Consider the following 17,007-nt stretch of genomic DNA (forward strand, 5'->3'; position numbering starts at 1 on the left):
ACGGACGAGTGGGCCGCTGACAGGGCGTGAAACAGCTTGAACCGCATACGGGACCGGGGCGACCTGCGGGGACCCCATGCGTGATTGGCAAGTGCGCGGGGGATGTTCACCCCTTCTAGAGCGCCTCTGCGCCCCTCTCGCGCAGCGCCTGGTCGTACTGCTGGAGGACCCACAACTCGTTCTGCACGGCGGCCAGCTGGGCCGGGTCGCCGTGGGCGCCGAGGCGGGCGAGGCTGCTCTGGACGTCGCGTACGCGGCGCTCGACAGCGCGGCGGCGGACGGTGACCAGCTGGGCGCCGGCGTAGATCTCGTCGACCGTCTTGCGCATGATCGCCTCGACCGCCAGTTCGGTCACCATGGCCCGTACCGCGTCGTCCGGTGCGGCCTCCCGGACCCGGACCAGGTACTCCTGCGGGTCCTCGACGCCGAACTCGACGCCGCCCGCCTCGATGATGGCCTCGCGCACGGCCGCGTAGGGCGCGGCGGTGAACTCGTCGACCCCGTACGCGTCGAACGCGGGGGCGACCAACTCGGGCCGTTGGAGGGCGAGTTTGAGGAGTTCACGCTCGGTGGCGTAGACGGGGTTGCGGAGGTTGAGGGCGGGGCCCGAGGGGCGGCGGGCGGCGGCCTCGTACGGCTGCTGGGGGTGCTGCGGCGTGGGGGCGGGGCCCTTGCCGCCGCGGTCGCGGGCCCAGCGGGCCAGCTGGGCGACACGCTTGACGACGAACTGGGTGTCGAGAATGCCGAGCATGCCGGCGAGCTGCACGGCGACCTCGTGCTGGGCGCCGCTGTTCTTGATGCGGGCCACGACGGGCGCCGCCTCGTCGAGGGCGGCGGCGCGCCCGGCGGCGGTCTCCAGGTCGTACCGCGCCACGATGTGACGGAGGGCGAACTCGAAGAGCGGGGTGCGGGGTTCGACCAGCTCGGCCACCGCGTCGTCGCCCTTGGCCAGGCGCAGCTCGCAGGGGTCCATGCCGTCGGGGGCGATGGCGATGTAGGTCTCGGCGGCGAACTTCTGGTCGTCCTCGAAGGCGCGCAGGGCGGCCTTCTGACCGGCCGCGTCGCCGTCGAAGGTGAAGATCACCCGGGCCGAGCCGTTGTCCATCAGCAGCCGGCGGAGGATCTTGATGTGTTCGCCGCCGAAGGCCGTGCCGCAGGTGGCGATGGCGGTGGTGACGCCGGCGAGGTGGCAAGCCATGACGTCGGTGTAGCCCTCGACGACCACGGCCCGGCTGGCCTTGGCGATGTCCTTCTTCGCGAGGTCGATGCCGTACAGCACCTGGGACTTGCGGTAGATCGGGGTGTCGGGGGTGTTCAGGTACTTGGGGCCGTTGTCCGCCTCGTACAGCTTGCGGGCGCCGAAGCCCACGACGTCGCCGCCGATGTCGCGGATCGGCCACATCAGCCGGCCCCGGAACCGGTCGATGGGGCCCCGGCGGCCCTCCTGCGCGAGCCCGGACAGGACCAGTTCCTTGTCCGTGAAGCCCTTGCCGCGGAGGTAGCGGGTGAGGTGGTCCCAGCCCTGGGGGCTGTAACCGACGCCGAAGTGGACGGCGGCGGCCTGGTCGAAGCCGCGCTCGGCGAGGAAGATCCGCCCGGTGTCGGCCTCGGGGCTGGTCGCGAGCTGCTCCGCGTACCACTCGGCGGCGATCTTGTGCGCCTCGACGAGGCGGATCCGCTCGCCACGCTGGTGCGAGGGGTTGTACCCGCCCTCCTCGTACCGCAGGGTGATGCCCGCCTGGGCGGCGAGCCGCTCGACGGCCTCCGAGAAGGAGAGGTGGTCGACCTTCATCACGAACGTGATGGTGTCGCCGCCCTCCTGGCAGCCGAAGCAGTGGAAGAGTCCCTTGCTCGGGCTGACCTGGAAGGACGGCGACTTCTCGTCATGGAAGGGGCACAGCCCCTTCAGGTTCCCCCCGCCGGCGTTGCGCAGCTGGAGGTACTCGGACACCACGGCGTCGATCGGGACCGCGTCCCGTACCGCCTTCACGTCCTCGTCGTTGATCCGTCCTGCCACGCGGTGATTCTACGGGGGCGGACCGACAGCTACGGGGTCGCGATCAGCCCCTCCAAGGGCACCTGGGGGCTGGAGAGCGCGTCGACGTCGATCCGGGCCCGTGACCTGATGAGCTTCTGGATCTGCTCCGTGACGTCCCACACATTCACGTTCATCCCGGCGAGCACCCGCCCCTCCCGCACCCAGAACGCGATGAACTCCCGCTTCCCGGCGTCACCGCGGATCACCACCTGGTCGTACGAGCCGGGCGGCGCCCACCCCGAGTACTCCATGCCCATGTCGTACTGGTCCGAGAAGAAGTACGGCACCCGGTCGTAGGTGACGTCCTTGCCGAGCATGGACCGGGCGGCGGCCGGGCCGCCGTTCAGCGCGTTGGCCCAGTGCTCGACCCGCAGCCGGGTGTCGAACAGGGTGTGCGGGAAGGACACCACGTCACCGGCGGCGTAGATCGAGGGGTCGGAGGTGCGCAGCCGGTCGTCGACCACCACTCCCCCGCCGTGCGAGCGGTCGGCGATCTCCAGCCCGGCGGCCTCGGCCAGAGCGACGCGGGGCGCCGCGCCGATCGCGGCGAGGACGTCGTGCGCCGGGTGCTCCTCACCCGTGTCCGTACGGGCGGCGAGGACCACGCCGTCCTGTCCGACGATCTCCGTGAGCTTCGCGCCGAAGGCGAAGCGCACTCCGTGCTCGCGGTGCAGCTCGGCGAAGAGGTTGCCCAGCTCGGGGCCGAGGACGCCGTGCAGGGGCGTGGGCTCCGGCTCGACGACGGTGACCTCGGCGCCGTACTCGCGGGCCGCCGCCGCGACCTCCAGGCCGATCCAGCCGGCGCCCGCGATGACCAGGTGGCCGTTGTCGCGGCCGAGGGCGGCGAGGACGCCCTTGAGGCGTTCGGCGTGGGCGAGGCGGCGCAGATGGTGGACGCCCGCGAGGTCCGTGCCGGGGATGTCCAGGCGGCGGGGCTCGGCGCCGGTCGCCAGCAGCAGCTTGTCGTAGTGGACGAAGGTGCCGTCGTCACCGAAGTGCACGGTCTTCGCCGAGCGGTCGATCTTGTCGACGGTCTGGCCGAGGTGCAGCTCGATGTCGTTGCTCGCGTACCAGGACGGTTCGTGGACGAAGACGCTGTCGCGCTCCTCCTTGCCCAGCAGAAAGCCCTTGGAGAGCGGCGGGCGCTCGTACGGGTGGTCGCGTTCGTCGCAGATCAGTATCACGCGGCCGGTGAAGCCTTCCGCTCGGAGCGTCTCGGCCGCCTTCGCGCCGGCGAGACCGCCTCCGACGATGACGAATGTCTGATCCGCGTCGACCACTGATGCCTCCTCCTGAGGGTGCGTCCACATGCGAGCCTCCCGCACACAGCGTGATGCGGGAAGAGGTAGTGACCCGATCAGGCCACGGAGGGTCACATGGATGCCCCATGCGCCCCGTCGGTCACATCGGGCATCACATCCTGCCGGGCGCGCCCGTGAGTCTCGCGTGCAGCGAGCGGGCCGACGCGTCGGTGAGGCAGGCGATCTGATCGACGATCACCCGCTTGCGGGCCCGGTCGTCCGGCGCGGTGTCGAACAGCGCGCGGAACTGCGGGTCGAGTCCGTCCGGTGCGCGGGCGGTGAGGGCCTGCGCCAACTCCGCCACGACGACACGCTGGTCGGCGCGGAGCCGCTCCTGTTCCGCGCGCTGCATCACATACCGGTCGGCGACGGCCTTGAGGACCGCGCACTCCAGGCGGGTGCCGCGCGGGACGACCAGTGCGGCGGCGTACCGGGTGAGGCGGCCACTGCCGTACGTCTGCCGGGTCGCTCCCTCGGCGGCGAGGCAGAAGCGGCCGATGAGCTGGCTGGTGGCGTCCTTCAACCGGGCCTGCGCGACGGCCGTCCCGTCGTAGCCGTGCGGCCACCACTCCTGGTCGAGGAGCCGGTCGAGGGCCTCGGCCAGCTCGGCGGGGTCGGTGTCGGCGGGCACGTACCGGCCGAGCGCCACCTCGAACACCGACTGCCGCTCGGGTTCCGCGTGCAGGCAGCCCGGGTCGATGTGCCCGGCGTGCAGGCCGTCCTCGACGTCGTGCACCGAGTACGCCACGTCGTCGGACCAGTCCATGACCTGCGCCTCGAAGGTCGTACGGCCGTCGGGGGCGTCCTTCCTGACCCAGTCGAAGACGGGGCGGTCGTCCTCGTAGACGCCGAACTTGGGGGACGCCGGGTCGGTGGGGTGGGCGCCCCGGGGCCAGGGGTACTTGGTGGCGGCGTCCAGGGTGGCGCGGGTCAGGTTGAGACCGACGCTGACGGGGTCGCCGGATTCGGGGGACCGCGCGAAGCGTTTGGGTTCGAGCCTGGTCAGCAGGCGCAGGGACTGGGCGTTGCCCTCGAAACCGCCGCAGTCCTCGGCGAATTCGTTCAGGGCCTGTTCGCCGTTGTGGCCGAACGGGGGGTGGCCGAGGTCATGGGAGAGGCAGGCGGCCTCGACGAGGTCCGGGTCGCAGCCGAGGGCCGCGCCGAGCTCCCGGCCGACCTGGGCGCACTCCAGGGAGTGGGTGAGCCGGGTCCGGGGGCTGGCGTCCCAGGCGGGGGTGCGGGTGCCGGGTGTGACCACCTGGGTCTTGCCGGCGAGTCTGCGCAGCGCCGCGGAGTGGAGTACGCGGGCGCGATCGCGCTGGAAGGCGGTGCGGCCGGGGCGTTTGTCGTGTTCCGGGGCCCAGCGGTCGACTGACGTCGGGTCATAGCCGGGGGGTGGGACGTGGTTCTCGTGGGGGTGGGGTGTGCCTTCCATGTCTCGACAGTAAGCGGCGGGTGTGACAAATGGGTGCCTACTCGTCTGCCGGGCTGGTGCTGGCGTCCGGGGCGGGTGCGGGTGGGGGTGGGGGTGCGGCGTGCTGGTCGCGCTGTTCCCCGCGCCCGCCCGGAAGGCGGCGATGCGGCCACCCTCGCTGAGTGGATGCCCTACGCGGACGCCAAGGCCCGTTCCACGGCCCTCTCCCGGGCCGTCAGCGCCTCGTCGTAGCGGTGGAGGACCAGGCGTGCCATCGCCGGGTGGGTGCCCAGGGGGGCGGAGGCGATCCAGGGGGCCGCCTCCGCGCACTCCGTGGCGAAGCGGCCGGGCGCCGTGAAGTAGGAGGCGATCGCGACCCGGGTGCGGCCTCGGGCGGCGAGGGCGCACAGGGCGTCGGGGACCGTGGGCGCGGCGGTGGTCGCGTAGGCGGGGACGACAGGGACGCCGAGGCGTTCGGCGAGCAGGTGGGCGGTGCGGCCGGTGTCGACCTTCGACTCGGGGTCGCGGGAGCCTGCGGCGGCGAGGACGACGGCGCTGGTACGGCGGGTCCCGGCGTCCGCCGGTGTGCGCCAGCCGGCCTCGACCAGGCGGGCGTACAGGGTCTCCACGAGGAGCGGGTGCGGGCCGAGCGGGGCGGCCACGCGCGCGCGAACCGCCGTGTCGGCGGCCATCTCCGGGATGTCCCGCTTGACGTGGTAGCCGCGGCTGAGGAGCAGGGGGACGAGGACGGCCTCACGGTCGCCGAGGGCGGCGAGGGTGTCGGGGAGCAGGGGCTCGTTCAGCTCGATGTGGCCGAGGTGCACGGACAGGCCGGGGCGCTGCTCGCGCACGCGGTCCATGAGGGTGCGGACGGTGGCCAGCGCACGGGGGTCGCGGCTGCCGTGCGCCACCAGGACGAGAGCGGGGGCGGGCGGGGTGGGGCGCCGGGTCCCGTTGAGCGAGACGAGGCTGAGCTGGCTGGCCAACTGGTCACCGATCCGGTTCATGAGGTGCGCCGTACTGGCGAGGTCCGCGTTCGACTGGCTCGTCGTCATGCTCGTCGTCGCCGTCATGCGTCAATGGTGTCGGGGGGAGGTTGCCTCCCCGTTGCACCGTGGTGACGGGTGTTTTCCAGCGGTTCACGGCGCTCCCCGCGGCGGTGTGAACCTCTTTGACCTGGGATTTCAACACGATCGAGTGAAACTTGTCACGCTGCGCGGTGAACCGGATCACTGTGGATGACGTCTTCGTTGGTCGGAATGGCGGGCGCGGTCGGGTCCGTCGGAAACAGGCACGACACATGCGTGCGTGCGACGGACGGGGGCTTGCGGTGAGACGTGTGAGGCGGGTGCTCCGGCTGCCGCGTACCCGTACGGGGCGGCGGCGGGCGGTGCAGATGGTGATGGGGCTGTGCGTGCTGGCGCTGCTGCCCTCGACCTGGATGTTCACCGCCGCCGACGGCCGGCTGCGCACCACTGCCGACGTCCCGCGCACGGATGTCGCGATGGTCTTCGGGGCGGGGCTGTGGCAGGGCGAGCCGTCGCCGTATCTGGCGCGCCGGCTGGACGCCGCGGCCGAGCTGTACCGCTCGGGCCGGATAGAGGTGGTGCTGGTCACCGGCGACAACAGCCGGGAGGAGTACGACGAGCCGGACGCGATGCGCGCCTATCTCACCGGCCACGGGGTGCCCGACCGGCACATCGTCAGCGACTACGCCGGGTTCGACACCTGGGACTCCTGCGTCCGCGCCAAGAAGATCTTCGGCGTCGACCGGGCGGTGCTCATCAGCCAGGGTTTCCACATACGCCGGGCGGTCGCGCTGTGCCAGGAGGCTGGCGTCGAGTCGTACGGCGTCGGGGTGCAGGACCGGCACGACGAGACCTGGTACTACGGCGCCACCCGCGAACTGTTCGCCGCGGGCAAGGCATCCCTCGACGCGCTCTTCGAGCCGGACCCCCGGTTCCTCGGGCCCGAGGAACCGGGGGTCGCGAGGGCGCTCGCGTCAGCGCGTTAGACGTGGGGCCCGGTCCCGCGCCGGCCGCGTCACCACCTGGCCGGCGTCACTACTTGATCAGCGCGTTCGCCAGGATGATCGCCAGGCCGATCAGCATGTCCATGGCCCCCGCGCGGCACGAGGACGGCCATCCGTACCCGGCGGTGCGGGCAGCCGCGACGCCCCAGCCGAACAGGGCGACGGTGTTGAACAGCAGGGCCACGTCCACCGCGACGGCCTCGGACCACCACCCGGCCATCGCGGCGAGCAGGAGCGCCACCGTGGGCAGGACGGCGGCCACCAGCGGCCACTCGTCGAGCGCCAGCCGCAGTCTGCTCGTGGTGACCGCCCCGTCGACGGACGCCCGCTGCGCGATGACGTGCGCGTACCCATGGGCGGCGCCCGACGCCAGCGCGGTGAGCAGGACCCACAGCGCGTCCGGGCCGGGGTCGGCCTTCTCACCCGCCGCGTCGAGCGCGGCCACCAGGGCGCTGGCCAGTACCAGCCCGTAGATGCCGTTGAACAGGGACTGCTCCGGCGGTCGGTGCCGTGAGATCCACCCCGGTGCGGCGCTTTCGGTGCGGACGTGGCCGGCGCGGTCGGGCATCGCATCGCCTCGGTACGGGAAGGGGGGCTGGATCGGCACATGCTCACCCGCGGGCTCCCGGAGAGCAGGGCGCCACGCGGTGCCGGCATGCGCGTTGCGCCCCATTGGTGGCGTGCCGAGGACACGAGCCGGGCACCTCACGACCGCCTGTGCCACCGCCTCGCCGCCGACGTGGCGGTGGCGGGACCGACAACGGCCCGGCCCGAGTCGGCAGCGCGGGGGCTTCGTGGTCGGCCCGCGGTGGGAGCCGCCGCCGGCGTGGGCGCCGACATGCGTCGGCCGGGGCCCTTCTTCCAGGCCCCGGCCACGTGTTGGCGGGCACACGATCACGGAGCCCGCCGCGACCGCCTGAACGCGATCGCGTCGATCACCTCCCGGTCCGCACGCCACCAGCCACCCCGCTTCGGCGTGCGGTCCGGGAATCACGGCTCCGGAAGGGCCCGGGTCCGGAAGGGACTGGATCCGGAAGGGACCGGTCCGGAAGGGACCGGGTCCGGAAGGGACCGGGTCCGGAAGGGCCCGGGTCCGGAAGGGCCCGGGTCCGTCGTTTGGATCACGCCGACTGCCGGACCGGTGCCGTGGACCGCCCCGCGGCCCAGGCGTGATCCGAATGACGGACTCCTAGTTGTGGTCGATCGTGCCCCACCAGCCCTGGTCGACCGCGCAGTCCCAGCCCTTGCCGCGGACGGTGAGCTTGACCTCGTAGTCCCTGTTGACGTTGCCCATGCGCGTCTTGACGCGGAAGCCGCTGGTGCCCTTCGCCTTCAGCTTCTTGGTGAAGACGGTGACGGTCTTGGTCGTCCGCTTGGTGATCTTGCTGCCCTTGGTCGGCGTCGCGTAGCCGAACGTCAGGTTCTTGGGCTTGCTGATCGTGAGGCTGACGCTGGAGAAGCTCTTCGTCTTGCTGGTGTTCTTCAGGCCGAAGTAGAGGCCGCCGTTGGTCACCCAGCCGTTGGCGTCGACGTAGAAACGCTTCGGGGTGGAGATCTTGAGCGGGCAGCCGCCGGCCTGGGTGTCGGCGCCGGCCGCGGCGGCGGTCCCGGCGAGGCCCAGCTGGGCGGCGGTCAGGGCCCCGGCTGCGCCCAGAACGGCGACGGTCGTACGCATGCGGTTCACGATGATGATCCTTCTTCCCCCTACGGCCCTCACGGGCCACGTGACAGGACGTGCGACACCACGGGGACCAGGACACGGCCCCCGTGTCGGTGCGCCCGTAGTTCTTAGCACGCGGGACCGAACGCTTGGACGGTGAGCGCCCGGACGGCCGCGCACGGTGACAGAACTGGGACATCGCCCGAACCGTTCGTTCACCGCCCCGGCCGTCCGCTCCTCACTCCCGCCCGGAGCCCGGCGGGAGGTCCCCGTGCCGGTCGTGTAACGGAGGGCGTCCCGGCACGTAACACGTCCGACGCACGCTGAGTGGTATGCCGAACTCCGCGACGCCCACCCACTGCCCGTACTGCGCCCTGCAGTGCGGGATGAACCTGACGCCCGCTGCGGACGGGACCGACGGTGTCGTTGTGGTCTCGGAGCGCGCGGACTTCCCGGTGAACCGGGGCGCGCTGTGCGGGAAGGGCCGTACGGCGCCGGCGGTGCTCTCGTCCCGGGTGCGGCTGACCACGCCTCTGGTCAGAAGGGCGGGCGTCCTGGAGCCCGCCTCCTGGGACGAGGCACTCGACCGGATCGCCGGGGAGCTCACCCGCACGCGTACGGAGCATGGCCCGGACGCGTGCGGAGTGTTCGGCGGCGGTGGCCTGACCAACGAGAAGGCGTACGCGCTGGGCAAGTTCGCGCGGATCGTGCTCGGGACCTCGCAGATCGACTACAACGGGCGCTTCTGCATGTCCTCGGCCGCGGCCGCCGGCATCAAGGCGTTCGGACTGGACCGGGGGTTGCCGTTCCCGCTGGAGGACATCCCGAGGACCGGATGCGTCGTCCTCGTGGGGTCGAACCTCGCCGAGACCATGCCGCCGGCACTGCGCTACTTCACGGAACTGCGGGAGAACGGCGGCAAGCTGGTCGTCATCGACCCGCGCCGCACCCGGACCGCCGAGCAGGCCGACCTGCATCTGGCGCCGCGTCCCGGCACCGACCTGGCGCTGGCGCTCGGGCTGTTGCATCTGATCGTCGCCGAGGGACGTACGGACGAGGAGTACATCCGCGAGCGGACGAGCGGCTGGGAGGAGGCGCGGGCCGCGGCCATGGCGCACTGGCCGGAGTACGTGGAGCGGATCACGGGGGTGTCCGTTCCCGATCTCCGCGAGGCGGTACGGCTGTTCTGCGAGCCGGAGCACGCGATGGTGCTCACCGCGCGCGGGCCCGAGCAGCAGTCCAAGGGCACGGACACCGTGGGCGCGTGGATCAACCTGACGCTGGCGACGGGGCGCGCCGGGCGGCCGCTGTCCGGGTACGGATGCCTCACCGGGCAGGGCAACGGGCAGGGTGGGCGTGAGCACGGGCAGAAGGCCGACCAGTTGCCGGGCTACCGCAAACTGGTCGACCCCGAGGCGCGGCGGCACGTCGCCGAGGTGTGGGGCGTCGACCCGGACAGCCTGCCGGGGCCCGGACGAAGCGCGTACGAGCTGCTGGACGCCCTGGGCACCGACATCCGGGCGCTGTTGCTGATGGGGTCCAACCCGGTGGTGTCGGCGCCGCGGGCCGCGCACATCGAGGAGCGGATCAAGTCGCTGGAGTTCCTGGCGGTGTGCGATGTCGTGCTGTCGGAGACGGCGGCGCTGGCCGATGTCGTGCTGCCGGTGACGCAGTGGGCCGAGGAGACGGGCACGACGACCAACCTGGAGGGGCGGGTACTGCTGCGCAGGCGGGCGATCACGCCGCCCGAGGGTGTCCGCAGCGACCTGGAGGTGATGCGCGAGCTGGCCGACCGGCTCGGCGTCGAGAAGGGCTTTCCGACCGATCCCGAGGAGGTGTTCGAGGAGCTGCGGCGGGCGAGCGCCGGTGGAGTGGCCGACTACTCGGGGATCACCTACCGGAGGCTGGCGGAGGAGAACGGGGTGTTCTGGCCCTGTCCCGCGCCGGGCGGCGAAGCGGACCCCGTACCGGGCGGCCGAGCGGACCCCGTACCGGACGGCGGGGCGGACTTCGCGCCGGGCGCCGGTGCGGACCTCGTCCGGGCCTCCGGTGCGCATCCCGGCACCCCGCGGCTCTTTCTCGAACGGTTCGCCACGGAGGACGGGCGGGCGCGGTTCGTACCCGTCTCGCACCGGGCGTCGGCCGAGGAGCCGGACGACGAGTATCCGGTGCTGCTCACCACTGGGCGAGTGGTGGCCCAGTACCAGTCGGGTGCGCAGACGCGGCGGGTGGACGAGCTGAACGCGGCGGCGCCGGGGCCCTTCGTGGAACTGCATCCGCGGCTGGCCGAGCGGCTGGGCGCGGCGGAGGGCGACCCGGTGGCGGTGGTGTCACGGCGGGGGCGGGCGGTGGCGCCCGCACGAATCACCACGGCGATTCGGCCCGACACCGTGTTCATGCCGTTTCACTGGCCGGGGGAAGGACGTGCCAACACACTGACGAATCCGGCGCTCGACCCCACGTCCCGGATGCCGGAGTTCAAGGCGTGTGCGGTGCGGGTGGAGGCCGTGTTGCCTTCGGGCGCGTGAGGGCTCGGGGGGCGGGTCTCCTCGGCGGCCCTCACGCGGACCGGCCCTCACCCCACCAGTCGCCGCTCTCGATCCGTGTGCCCCGTGCCCGCAGCCGCGCGGCGACCGTCGGCGCGGCCACATAGACCCACGCGTGTACGGGCGTGCCGTCGGCGAGCACGGCGGCCCGTCGGACCCGTTCGTAGAGGTTTGCGGGGTCGCCGGGGCTGTACTCCTCCAGGCGGTCCAGGGACCGCAGAAGGGCCTCGTACGCCTCGGGGCGTGCCGTGATCAGGTCGCCCGTCACCACTGCCGCCTCGCCGGGGGCCTCGACGGCGTACGGGTAGCCGGGGCCGTCGTAGAGGGCGAGGCCCCGCATCGTCGCCGGTTCCTCGGAGCCGGTGCGGCCCCGGAGGAAGAGGTCGTGGTTGTGCTCGCCGGGGCGCAGCGTGCCGTAGACGAAGAAGGGGAGCACCGTTCTCCTCTCCAACTGTGGGGTGCGGGGCTTTGCGGAAACGATTCTGAGCCGTCCTGCATCCGCGGTGGACACCGCGGTCCCCTGAAGACCCATGGGTCGGGCACGTAATTGCCTGGCCATGGGGGCGGGCGGCTGGATACGCTCCGGCGCTGTCCTCCCACGGCCACGGAACGTACGGAGACGCATGTCATCCCAGGGGAAGCTGCACGACGACGAGTTCGACATCGGCGAGGCGCTCGTGCGGCGGCTGGTCGCGGCACAGTTTCCGCAGTGGGCCGGGCTGCCGCTGGCGGCGGTGGCCGAAGCGGGCACCGACAACGTCATGTACCGGCTGGGCGACGACATGGTCGTACGGCTGCCGCGCAAGCCCGGTGACGCCGGGCACGTCGACAAGGAGCACCAGTGGCTGCCGCTGCTCGCGCCCCGGCTGCCCCTGGCCGTACCGGAACCGCTCGGCAAGGGGCGGCCCGGTGAGGGGTACCCCATGCCGTGGTCGGTGCTGCGGTGGCTGGACGGGGAGAACGCGTACGACGCGCCGGTCACCGACCAGGACCGGGCGGCGGAGGACCTGGGCGGGTTCCTGGCGGCCCTGCGGACGGTGGACGCCACGGGCGGGCCGGTGTCCTTCCGCGGTGGGCCGGTGAGCACACGGGACGACATGGTCCGGGACGCGATCCGTGACCTCGGCGCGGACGGGACGGTGGACGGGGCGCTCGCGACCGCCGTCTGGGAGGAGACCCTCCGGCTGCCCCAGTGGGCGGGAGCTCCGGTGTGGGTGCACGCGGACCTCCTGCCCGGCAACCTGCTGACGGACGCCGGGCGCCTCACCGCCGTCATCGACTTCGGCGGGCTCGGCGTCGGCGATCCCGCCTGCGATCTGATGCCCGCCTGGACCTTGTTCACCCGCGGCGCCCGCGCCGCGTTCCGTGCGGCCTGCGACGTCGACGACGCGACCTGGGCACGTGGACGGGGATGGGCCCTGTGCTTCGGGCTCACCGCCGTGCACTACTACCGCGACAAGGGGCATGTGCTCGCGGAGGTCGGGCGGCGGACCGTCGACGAGGTGCTGACGGAGGCGGCGTTCGCGCGGGCGGTGTGAACCGGGGGCGGACGTCGGGGCCATGGGGTGCGGGGGCGGACGTCAGCCGGGCAGGGGCGGGAGGGCATCCGTGTAGCCGTTCGTCGGGCGGGCGACCTTCTCGAGCGTGCGGACGTCGAGGGCGACGTCGGCGGAGCTCGTGCCGAGGGTGCCGCCGGCGTGCCAGGTTCCGGTGACCGTGACCCAGGTGTCCGCGGGCGGGGCCGGGGTGCCGTGGGCGCGGACCTTCACGAACTGGGTGTCCGCCGCGCAGCAGCTGAAGATCGAACGGGTCAGGTACCAGCCGTCGCCGCTCTTGTCGGGCGTCGCGAAGCCGGTCATGCGGATCACTCGTCCCTCGATGGCCTTCTCACGGTCCTGCTGTACGCGGGTGGTGAAGTCCGTCAGCGTCATCGGGAGCGGGGACGTCGCGGGGAGCGGCTCGAACTCGTCCTGGTCCTTGACCGCCACGGCCTTCGGCGCCTCACGGGACGCGCTGTACGCGCCGATGGCCGGAGGCGCGTAGAAGAGCAGGCTCAGGGCGGGGAACAGCAGGAGCCAGGCTATGCGGGGTGGGGTGGAGTGATCGTGGCCGTGGGCGTGGTCGTGATCCTGGTCGTGGGTGCCGGGGCCTTCGGGGCCGGTGTCGTGGTCGGTGGTCCCGGCTGCGGGGGTCGCTTCGGGGCCGGCTTCCCGGGCGGTGGGGTTCGGGACGGCCGGGTTCGGGACGGCCGGGTTCGGGACGGCCGGGTTCGGGACGGTCGGCTTTCGGAGCGACCATGCCTCCGCCGCGCCCAGCAGGAGCAGCAGGGCTCCTGAGGCGATCAGCAGGGGGCGCATGCCCTCCTTCACGTATCTGAGGTAGAGATCGGTGAACACCGTCGCGTGGAGCAGGCCGAGGCCGCTGAGGAGGAGCAGGAGGGCCTGGAGGGGTCGTTTCACAGCAGTACGCCTCCGATCAGGGCGCCGGCGAGAATCGCCACGACGACGGTCGCGGCGGAGAAGCGGATCGCGAAGGCCCGGCCGAAGGTGCCCGTCTGCAGGGCGATCAGCTTCAGGTCGACCATCGGCCCGACCACCATGAAGGTCAGCCGCGCGAGGGGCGAGAAGCCGGAGAGGGAGGCGGCGACGAAGGCGTCGGCCTCGGAGCAGACGGACAGGAGGATGGCGAGCCCGGCGAGGAACAGCACCGAGAGCCAGGGCGAGTCGGCGAAGGTGTCGAGTACGGAACGCGGGACCACCACGTTGAAGGTGGCCGCCGCCATCGCACCGACGACCAGGAAGCCGCCCGCGTGCAGGAAGTCGTGCTGGAAGCCGAGCCGGAACTCCGTCCACCGGCTCTGCCCCGGCCGGTGTCCCGTGTGCCGTGCGGTCGGCTTCAGCCACTCCGCCCGGCCCAGCCAGAGCCACAGCCAGCCCATCGCGGCGGCGGTGAGGAGCGAGGCGAGCAGCCGTGCCAGCACCATCTCGGGGCTGCCGGGGAAGGCGACGGCCGTGGCGATCAGGACGATCGGGTTGACGGCCGGGGCCGACAGCAGGAACGCGAACGCGGCGGCCGGGTCCACCCCACGACGTATCAGGCTGTTCGCGACCGGTACGGACGCGCACTCGCAGCCGGGCAGTACGACACCGGCTGCGCCTGCCACCGGGACCGCCAGGGCGGGGTTGCGGGGCAGCACCCGGCTGAACACCCTCGCCGGCACGAACGCGTTGATGGCCCCCGACAGGGCCGTACCGAGCAGCAGGAACGGCAGCGCCTGCACGGCGATGGACAGACACACCGTCCGCCATGCCTGCACGGCCGGTTCCTCCAGCCCCCGGCCGACGAGGAACAGCACGGCACCGGGTACCACGGCCGCGCCGAGGAGCAGGAGTGGCCAGTGACGGGGCCAGGAGTGCTCGGGGGCGCTCGCCGCGGTGGACGTGTCCGGGTCGGTCACGTTCGAGCGGGTCGCCCGCGTCGGCGCCGTCCCCCCGGCCGGTCCGTCTGTCTTCTGCATGCCAGCTCCGAATGTCGGATGATCGGATCGAACATAGCGGGCGCTTCGGCGTCACGGGATCCGGGTCGGCGGAACCGCGTGCGGCGGGCGGTTCGGCGGGTGGTTCGATGGGCGGGAACGGAGCGGGGAGCATGAGGACGCCGGCCAGGGCGGCAACTCGGACGGTAACTCAGTGTGACGTGTATCACGTTGCGTGATTGCTTGAGATTTTTGTCATCTACGCATACAAAATCGACCTCGTCCCATCAGCAGGCGACAAGAGAGCGTTCCTGCCATGACCGACGGTCCCGCCCCTACGCCGACCGCGCCCACCGTGCCCGCCCAGGGGTCCGCGCCAGGCTCCCTGCCCGCGTCCGGCCCCCTCGCCGGGTCCGCCACCGCGGAGTACACCCGGATCTACGAGGAGCAGCATCCGCGTCTGGTCGCCTACGCGCGCTCCCTCACCCGGAACAGCTGGACGGCGGAGGACCTGGCCGCCGAGGCGCACTTCCGGGTCTGGCGGCGGCTGTCCGCGGGGCACGAGATCGACAACGTACCGGCGTATCTGATGACGACGGTGCGGCATCTCGCGGCCGCCGCCGGGAGCGCGACCCGGGAGACGCCGGAGGATCCGACCGCCCCCGAGCGGACGGAGGCCGCCGTCCGCGCGGACGACGCGGCGGACCCGGCCGAGCAGGTGTCGTCGGTGGATCTGCTGGTCCGGGTGCTGGGCCAACTGCCCGAGCGGTGGGTGCAGGCGCTCTGGCTCGCCGAGGCGGAGGGACAGCCGCTGGAGGCGGTCGGACAGCGCATCGGCGCCAAGCAGGGCGCCACGGCGGTGCTGTTGCACCGGGCGCGGGAGGGGATGCGCCAGGCGTTCCTGCGGGAACAGCCGGGGGCGCCGGCCGATCCGGCGTGTCAGGTGCGGTGGGGGCGGATGCCGGCGTATGTGCGCGGTACAGCGACCGCGCGGCAGTCGGAGCAGCTGCTCAGCCATGTGGACGCGTGCGATGACTGCCGGACGCGGCTCGCCGTGCTGATGCGCACGAACGACCGGCTTCCCGCGCTCGTCGGTCCGGCGCTGGTCCTCTTTGTCGTGGGCGGGGCCGGGGGCAAGGTCCTGCTGTCGTTCGTCGCCGGGGCCGGCGGGGCGGGTGGCGCCGCCGCCGGGGTGTCCGGTGCCGGTGGTGCGAGTGGTGGCGGTGGCGCCGTGGGGGCGGCCTCGGGTGGGCATGGTGGCCAGTTGCTTCACTCCGTGCGGCAGGTCGCCACGGGTGGGGTGAAGGCCAAGGGGCCGACCGTCGCCGCCATGGGCACGGCCGTCGCTGCCGCCGCAGTCGCCGCGGGAATCGCCTTCGGTGGCCTCGACCCCTCGGCGGTTCCGCCGCGCCGGGTGCCGGTGGCCGAGGCGCCGTTGCCTCGGGTGCCGGATGCGCCCGGGGACGAAGGCGTCGGGCGGGCGGGGGCCGACACGGATGCGGTGGGCTCTTCCGGCGAGGGGGCGGCTGAGTGGGCCGGCGGCGGGGGTGGTGGCGTCCGCGGGGGTGATGGCGTTGTCCGGGCCGGTTCGGGTTCGGGTGACGGTGTCGGCAGCGGTGAGGGTGACGGTGACGCCGCCGTGGATCCGGGGGTGGATGAGGGGGAGTCCGTGCAGGTGCCTGGCGAGGGGGCCGACGGCGGGGACTCAGGAGGCGTGGAGGAGCCGACGGGCGGCGGGGACGAGCCGGGCGGTGGGGGCGCGGATGAAGGCGGGGGTGATGGCACCCCTGAGGGTCCGGGTGACACGGGTGAGCCGGGGGGCCCAGCGGAGCCGGATGTGCCGACGGAGCCGGACGAACCGGTGACTCCGGAAGCGCCGGGCGGGCCGGAGGTGCCGGACACCCCGGATACACCGGAGAACCCCGATGTCCCGGACACCCCGGAAGCCCCGGACACCCCGGAGACACCTGACGACCCCGAGGTCCCCGACACCCCAGAGGCCCCGGCGCCGCCGGACACGCCGGACACACCAGAGAACCCCGACGTCCCCGACACCCCGGAAGCCCCGGACACCCCGGAGACACCTGAGACACCTGACGGCCCCGAGGTCCCCGACACCCCAGAGGCCCCGGCGCCGCCGGACACGCCGGACACACCAGAGAACCCCGACGTCCCCGACACACCGGAAGCCCCGGACACCCCGGAGACACCTGACGACCCCGAGGTCCCCGACACCCCAGAGGCGCCGGACGCGCCGGACACGCCGGAGAACCCCGACGTCCCCGACCATCCGGGGGCGCCGGGCACTCCTGAGGGCGATTCGCCGGGTGGTGCGGCGCCCGGGCCGGTCGGGCCGCCGCCCGGGGAGCCGGGGCATGGGGGGTCCGGGGGCGGTTGCGGGGGTTGAGAGGGCGTGGGGGTGCACCATTTCGCCCCGGCCGCCCCTACCCGTTCCCGTCCCTGGGGCCGGCGCCCCTTCGACCCCGCTTGGGCGCCTCGGGGGCGGGGGTCCGGGGTTCGTCGGCGGTGGTGCGGGTGGGT

At 72.8% G+C, this 17,007-nt stretch carries 13 protein-coding genes; 4 read left to right on the forward strand and 9 right to left on the reverse strand.

Annotation, left to right across the window (positions count from 1 at the left end):
- Positions 1 to 115 precede the first annotated feature (115 nt).
- The 4 genes from dnaG to ACZ43N_RS31245 all read right to left on the reverse strand — a co-directional run bounded on the left by dnaG (position 116) and on the right by ACZ43N_RS31245 (position 5,826).
- Positions 116 to 2,017 (reverse strand): DNA primase, encoded by a 1,902-nt coding sequence (dnaG, locus tag ACZ43N_RS31230; protein WP_468102398.1) that lies wholly within the window; start codon positions 2,015 to 2,017, stop codon positions 116 to 118.
- Positions 2,018 to 2,046: 29 nt separating this feature from the next.
- The gene (locus tag ACZ43N_RS31235; protein WP_468102464.1) at positions 2,047 to 3,318 is read right to left on the reverse strand and encodes an NAD(P)/FAD-dependent oxidoreductase; all 1,272 of its coding nucleotides are present in this window, start codon (positions 3,316 to 3,318) and stop codon (positions 2,047 to 2,049) included.
- Positions 3,319 to 3,451: 133 nt separating this feature from the next.
- Complete coding sequence (locus ACZ43N_RS31240; protein ID WP_468102399.1) at positions 3,452 to 4,774, reverse strand: deoxyguanosinetriphosphate triphosphohydrolase; 1,323 nt, start codon at positions 4,772 to 4,774, stop codon at positions 3,452 to 3,454.
- Between the two features lie 170 nt (positions 4,775 to 4,944).
- A complete protein-coding gene (locus tag ACZ43N_RS31245) occupies positions 4,945 to 5,826 on the reverse strand; it encodes a sirohydrochlorin chelatase (RefSeq protein WP_468102400.1) in 882 nt (293 codons plus the stop codon).
- 227 nt (positions 5,827 to 6,053) lie between these two features.
- Here ACZ43N_RS31245 and ACZ43N_RS31250 point away from each other — a divergent pair, with 227 nt between their 5' ends.
- Positions 6,054 to 6,767, forward strand: coding sequence for a SanA/YdcF family protein (locus tag ACZ43N_RS31250; RefSeq protein WP_468102401.1), 714 nt, complete (start codon positions 6,054 to 6,056; stop codon positions 6,765 to 6,767).
- Between the two features lie 49 nt (positions 6,768 to 6,816).
- Here the strand turns inward: ACZ43N_RS31250 and ACZ43N_RS31255 are convergent, their stop codons facing one another.
- Positions 6,817 to 7,353, reverse strand: a complete 537-nt coding sequence (locus ACZ43N_RS31255; protein WP_468102402.1) for a hypothetical protein — start codon at positions 7,351 to 7,353, stop codon at positions 6,817 to 6,819.
- Between the two features lie 621 nt (positions 7,354 to 7,974).
- Complete coding sequence (locus ACZ43N_RS31260) at positions 7,975 to 8,460, reverse strand: hypothetical protein (protein ID WP_468102403.1); 486 nt, start codon at positions 8,458 to 8,460, stop codon at positions 7,975 to 7,977.
- A 317-nt stretch (positions 8,461 to 8,777) separates the two neighbouring features.
- On the opposite strand from ACZ43N_RS31260, the gene ACZ43N_RS31265 reads away from it, so the two are divergent.
- The gene (locus ACZ43N_RS31265) at positions 8,778 to 10,973 is read left to right on the forward strand and encodes a molybdopterin oxidoreductase family protein (RefSeq protein WP_468102404.1); all 2,196 of its coding nucleotides are present in this window, start codon (positions 8,778 to 8,780) and stop codon (positions 10,971 to 10,973) included.
- Between the two features lie 31 nt (positions 10,974 to 11,004).
- Here ACZ43N_RS31265 and ACZ43N_RS31270 read toward each other — a convergent pair whose 3' ends face one another.
- Positions 11,005 to 11,427 (reverse strand): gamma-glutamylcyclotransferase family protein, encoded by a 423-nt coding sequence (locus ACZ43N_RS31270; RefSeq protein WP_468102405.1) that lies wholly within the window; start codon positions 11,425 to 11,427, stop codon positions 11,005 to 11,007.
- A 187-nt stretch (positions 11,428 to 11,614) separates the two neighbouring features.
- On the opposite strand from ACZ43N_RS31270, the gene ACZ43N_RS31275 reads away from it, so the two are divergent.
- Positions 11,615 to 12,529: an aminoglycoside phosphotransferase family protein gene (locus ACZ43N_RS31275; protein WP_468102406.1), complete on the forward strand. Its 915-nt coding sequence runs from the start codon at positions 11,615 to 11,617 to the stop codon at positions 12,527 to 12,529.
- A gap of 42 nt (positions 12,530 to 12,571) precedes the next feature.
- Here ACZ43N_RS31275 and ACZ43N_RS31280 read toward each other — a convergent pair whose 3' ends face one another.
- Positions 12,572 to 13,450 (reverse strand): TIGR03943 family putative permease subunit, encoded by an 879-nt coding sequence (locus ACZ43N_RS31280; protein WP_468102407.1) that lies wholly within the window; start codon positions 13,448 to 13,450, stop codon positions 12,572 to 12,574.
- Positions 13,447 to 14,508 (reverse strand): permease, encoded by a 1,062-nt coding sequence (locus tag ACZ43N_RS31285; protein ID WP_468102408.1) that lies wholly within the window; start codon positions 14,506 to 14,508, stop codon positions 13,447 to 13,449. The genes ACZ43N_RS31280 and ACZ43N_RS31285 overlap by 4 nt, the downstream gene beginning before the upstream one ends.
- 274 nt (positions 14,509 to 14,782) lie before the next feature.
- On the opposite strand from ACZ43N_RS31285, the gene ACZ43N_RS31290 reads away from it, so the two are divergent.
- Positions 14,783 to 16,873: a sigma-70 family RNA polymerase sigma factor gene (locus tag ACZ43N_RS31290; protein WP_468102409.1), complete on the forward strand. Its 2,091-nt coding sequence runs from the start codon at positions 14,783 to 14,785 to the stop codon at positions 16,871 to 16,873.
- Positions 16,874 to 17,007 lie beyond the last annotated feature (134 nt).

This window comes from Streptomyces sp. NPDC030814 (assembly GCF_055572155.1).